The following is a 3,914-nucleotide window of genomic DNA, read 5'->3' on the forward strand; positions in this document are numbered from 1 at the left end:
CCTGGCCATCGCCATCTACTTCTACCTCACGGGGCTTTCGGCCGGGTCGTTCATCATCTCGACCCTGGCCTACGGGTTCGGCATGGAGAAGTACAAGCCCCTGGGCAAGGTGGGCGTGGTGCTGGCGACCCTGCTCCTCATTGCGGCGCCCATGTTCCTCCTCTTGCACGCCGGCCGGCCCCTGCGGGCGTGGCACCTGTTCGTGTACCTCAACGGCACCAGCCCGATTTCCTGGGGGTCGTTCCTCCTTACGATCTACCCGATCAACTGCATCATCTACGGGTTCTTCATGTTCCGGGGGAACGCGAAGCTCACGAAGACCTTCGGACTCATCGGGATCCCGCTCGCGATCATGGTGCACGGCTACACCGGGTTCATCCTGAGCTTCGCCAAGGCCCATGCCCTGTGGCGCACCAGCATGATGCCGATCCTGTTCCTCACCTCGGCCATGGTGAGCGGCGTGGCCATGATGATCCTGGTGACCATTATCAAGGAGCGGTTCTTCGGCGCCGAGCGCAAGGTGAACACCGAGGTGGTGTTCGGGCTCGGGAAGATGCTCCTGTGGCTTCTCGTGTTCGACCTCTTCCTGAGCTTCTCGGACCTGGCGGTGCACTACTTCGGGGAGGCCGAGTCCATGGAGTCGGCCCGGCTTCTGCTGACCGGGGCGTTCGCGCCCACCTTCATCTGGGTGGAGACGCTCATGGGCAAGGTGCTCCCGCTCGTGCTCGTGGCGAACGCTCGCACCCGGAACGTGGCCGTCTACGGGTTTGCCGCGGTGCTCGTGATGGTCGGGATCTTCGCCATGCGCTGCAACGTCGTGCTGGGCGGCGAGTTCCTGCCGCTCCTCTAACGGGGGAACGCCATGCGGAGCATCAGCCGACGCCAGTTTCTCGCATGGAGCGGGGCCGGGGTGGCCGGCGCGGCCCTGGCCGGGCCGGCGGTGGCGAAACTCCCGGAACCGGCCCACCGGTCCCTGCGCAAATTCCGCGACCCCGTGGCGACCGCCTGCACGGCCTGCGGTTCGGCCTGTGCGGTGCGGGCGTTTCGGGACGGGGGCCTCCCGGTCCAGATCGTGCCCAACCCCGAAGCCGGGGATCTGGGCGGGGTCTGCCCGAGGGCCTTCGCGGCCCTGGAGGCGTTTCGCGACCCGGCCCGGATCACGCGGCCGCTCCGGCGAACGGGGTCGCGGGGTTCCGGGGAGTTCGAGCCGGTCTCCTGGGACGAGGCCCTGGATACCATTGCCGAGGCCCTCACCCGGGGACCCGAGCGGGCCTACTTCGATCTGGGTCGGCCCGATCCCCTGGCCGGCTCGGTGCTGGAGCGCCTGGGGGTCCGCCACCGGATCGACGCCGCCGCGAGCCTCCGGTGGGGAGCCCGGGAGGCCCAGCGGGCCGTGTACGGGGCGCCCCTGGCCGCGCCCGATCTCTCCAGGGTGCGAACCCTCCTTCTTGTGGGGGCGCAGCCCTGGGACGAGGCCGAGGGCATCGGCCGCCTGGGCAAGGGGCTCGCGGAACTGCGGGCCCGGGGCGGCCGGATCCTGTGCCTAAGCTCCTACGAGGGGGCCACCGGGAGCGTGGCCGACGAGTGGATCCCGATCCGGCCGGGCTCGGAGACCCTGGTGGTTCTGGGAATCCTGCGGGTGCTCCTCACCCAGGGCGCGTTCGACGCCGAGGCCTTCGGCCGGTGGGTGGGGCTTGCGCCCGAGAAGGTGCTCGAGGCCCTGGTGCCCTACTCCGTGGATCTGGTGGAGGCCGCCTCGGGGCTCTCGGCCCTGAGCCTCGTGCGGCTCGCCCGGGAGTTCCGGGCCGGGGCGCCCTCGCTTGCCTGGGTGGACGCGGCCGGGAACCCCGAGGCCGAGGCCTTGGAGGCCGCGGCCGCGGTGTTGAACGCGACCCAGGGAGACCCCGAGGCCGCGGGTCTGCGGCTCGCCCACCCGCTGCGGTGGCTTCCCGGGTTCGAGCCCACCGCACCCCGGACCCGGGCGATCAAGGATCTCCTGGCCGGGAACGAGGGAGCGAGCCTGTACCTGGCGTACCGCTCGAACCCGGTGTACGAGGCCCCCCGGAGCCGCTCGGTGCGCCGCGCGTTCACCGAGGAGGACCGAATCGGGCTCGTGGTGGCCTTCGACACCCACCTCACGGAGACGGCGCGGGTGGCCGACCTGGTGCTCCCGGCTCCCACCGATCTCGAGCTCTGGAACCTGGTGGGGGGGTACGACGCCGAGGGGAAGGCCTGGGTGCTGCTCCAGCAACCGGTGCCCCGGACCCCGCCGGAACCCCGGTGGCTGCGCCGGCCGGACGCGCCCCTGGAGGGGCTCTTTGAAGGCCCGCCCAACGCTCCCGTGGGCGACGCGCGGCAACTCGGGGACGTGCTCCTGGCCGTGGGCCGCAGGGTGGACGAGGGGTTCGCCGAGTCGTTCCCCTATCCCGACACGGGGGCGTACGTGCGCTACCTCTGCGACACCCTTCCCCCGCTCGCGGCCGACGGGGGATACACGGCGCTCGCGGGCACCGGGGTTTGGCGCGCCCGAAGGGCCGGGTACCCCTGGGCCCGGGAGAACGGATTTCCCACCGCGTCGGGGGTGCTCGAGGTGGCGGGCCGGCTGGCCCATCGCATGCCGACGGATCTCAAACGCCTGGAGGGGGGGGACTTCGCCTTGGTGGTGACCCGGCCTCCCGAGCTCGATCCGTCGTTTCCCGTTTCGGCCCGGGGCCGGGAGATCCGGCACGAAAACCCCTTGTGGCTCCACCCGGAGGCCGCCCGGGCCCTGGGGCTTTCGGAGGGGGACTGGGCCCGGGTGCGCACCGAGGTGGGCGAGGCGCGGGTCAGGGTGCGGCTGGCCCAGGGGCTCCATCCCCGGGCGGCGGCGCTCTCCTGGGGGTTCGGCCACGAGGAAGCCCTGGAGGCGGGATGGTGGCGGGACCACGGGCCCGGGGTCTCGGTGGCCCAGGTGGCGCCGTTTCGCACGGACCGGCACGGGGCGCAGGCCTGGAAGGCCCTGCGGGTTTCGGTGAGCCGCGCCTGACGCGGCGGCGGCAGGAGACATGGGGAGAACGACCATGGGTTGGTTGATCGCTCGAGCCAAGAACATGACCGCCGGCGGATGGGCCGGGTTCCTCGCGGTGGTCGTCCTCGTGGGGTTGGGCCTGTTCGTGGCCGGGGCCCGGTGGGTGAACACGTCCCCGAACCGGTGCGCCACCTGCCACCCGGTGCTCACGGAGCTGTGGCACGAGAGCCAGGGGCACCCGGCCGAACGAGTCACCTGCTACGAATGCCATGCCCAGCACCCGGAGCTCCCGGAGTCGGCCAACGTCTTCGGGTACGTGCGCGACCGGCTGATCCCTGAGGGGTACGCGGCGTTCGACGAGAGGGTGGAGGCCCGGTGCGAGGGCTGTCACACCGACATCCGGTCGAAAACCGAGGAGAACCGGAAACTCATCCGGGTCAACCACAAGGTGCACCTGGCCAAGGCCGATCCCCAGGGGAACCCCCTAGACCTGGGATGCCTCGACTGCCACCGGACCATCGCCCACGACAAGGCCGAGGTGCCGACCTGGCGGCCCCGGATGTACGGCTGTTTTACGGGGGACTGCCACCGCAAGGACCGGAACAAGGACAACTGCCGGCGCTGCCATTACCAGCACCTGGCCGAACCGGGGGCAGAGGTCTTGTAGCCGACCTCCCCCGCCGCCCCCCAGGGGCGGTTTTCTCCGGTCCCAACTTCCAGTTGACGTAAAGTGGGAGGCCTGGGGCGCAAGGGTAGCGGGGCGGTCCACCTTCGGGCCCGCTGTCCGCTCCCCTGGGGCGAAACACCGAAGTCCCGTGGGGAATGGCCTTCCGGCCTTCCAGCCTCCTAGCTTTCCAGCCTTACACACGGAGACGCCATGGAGTTCGCACTGACCGAAGAACAGAAG

3 protein-coding genes are annotated in these 3,914 nt (G+C 70.8%); all 3 read left to right on the plus strand.

What is annotated here, in order from left to right; genetic code table 11:
- The coding region (gene nrfD, locus ACY0I8_RS16865) for an NrfD/PsrC family molybdoenzyme membrane anchor subunit (protein WP_461395675.1) at positions 1-850 on the plus strand (850 nt) is incomplete at its 5' end.
- 12 nt (positions 851-862) lie between these two features.
- The gene (locus ACY0I8_RS16870; protein WP_461395676.1) at positions 863-3,025 is read left to right on the plus strand and encodes a molybdopterin-containing oxidoreductase family protein; all 2,163 of its coding nucleotides are present in this window, start codon (positions 863-865) and stop codon (positions 3,023-3,025) included.
- 34 nt (positions 3,026-3,059) lie between these two features.
- Entirely contained in the window at positions 3,060-3,674 is a 615-nt protein-coding gene (locus ACY0I8_RS16875) for a hypothetical protein (RefSeq protein WP_461395677.1), read from the plus strand.
- The last annotated feature ends 240 nt before the right edge of the window (positions 3,675-3,914 follow it).

The organism is Deferrisoma sp., assembly GCF_054681715.1.

Excerpts from the sequence above, each read along its gene's own strand:
- ACY0I8_RS16870 (WP_461395676.1), top strand. The coding sequence starts at position 863 with ATGCGGAGCATCAGCCGACGCCAGTTTCTCGCATGGAGCGGGGCCGGG.
- ACY0I8_RS16875 (WP_461395677.1), top strand. The coding sequence starts at position 3,060 with ATGGGTTGGTTGATCGCTCGAGCCAAGAACATGACCGCCGGCGGATGG.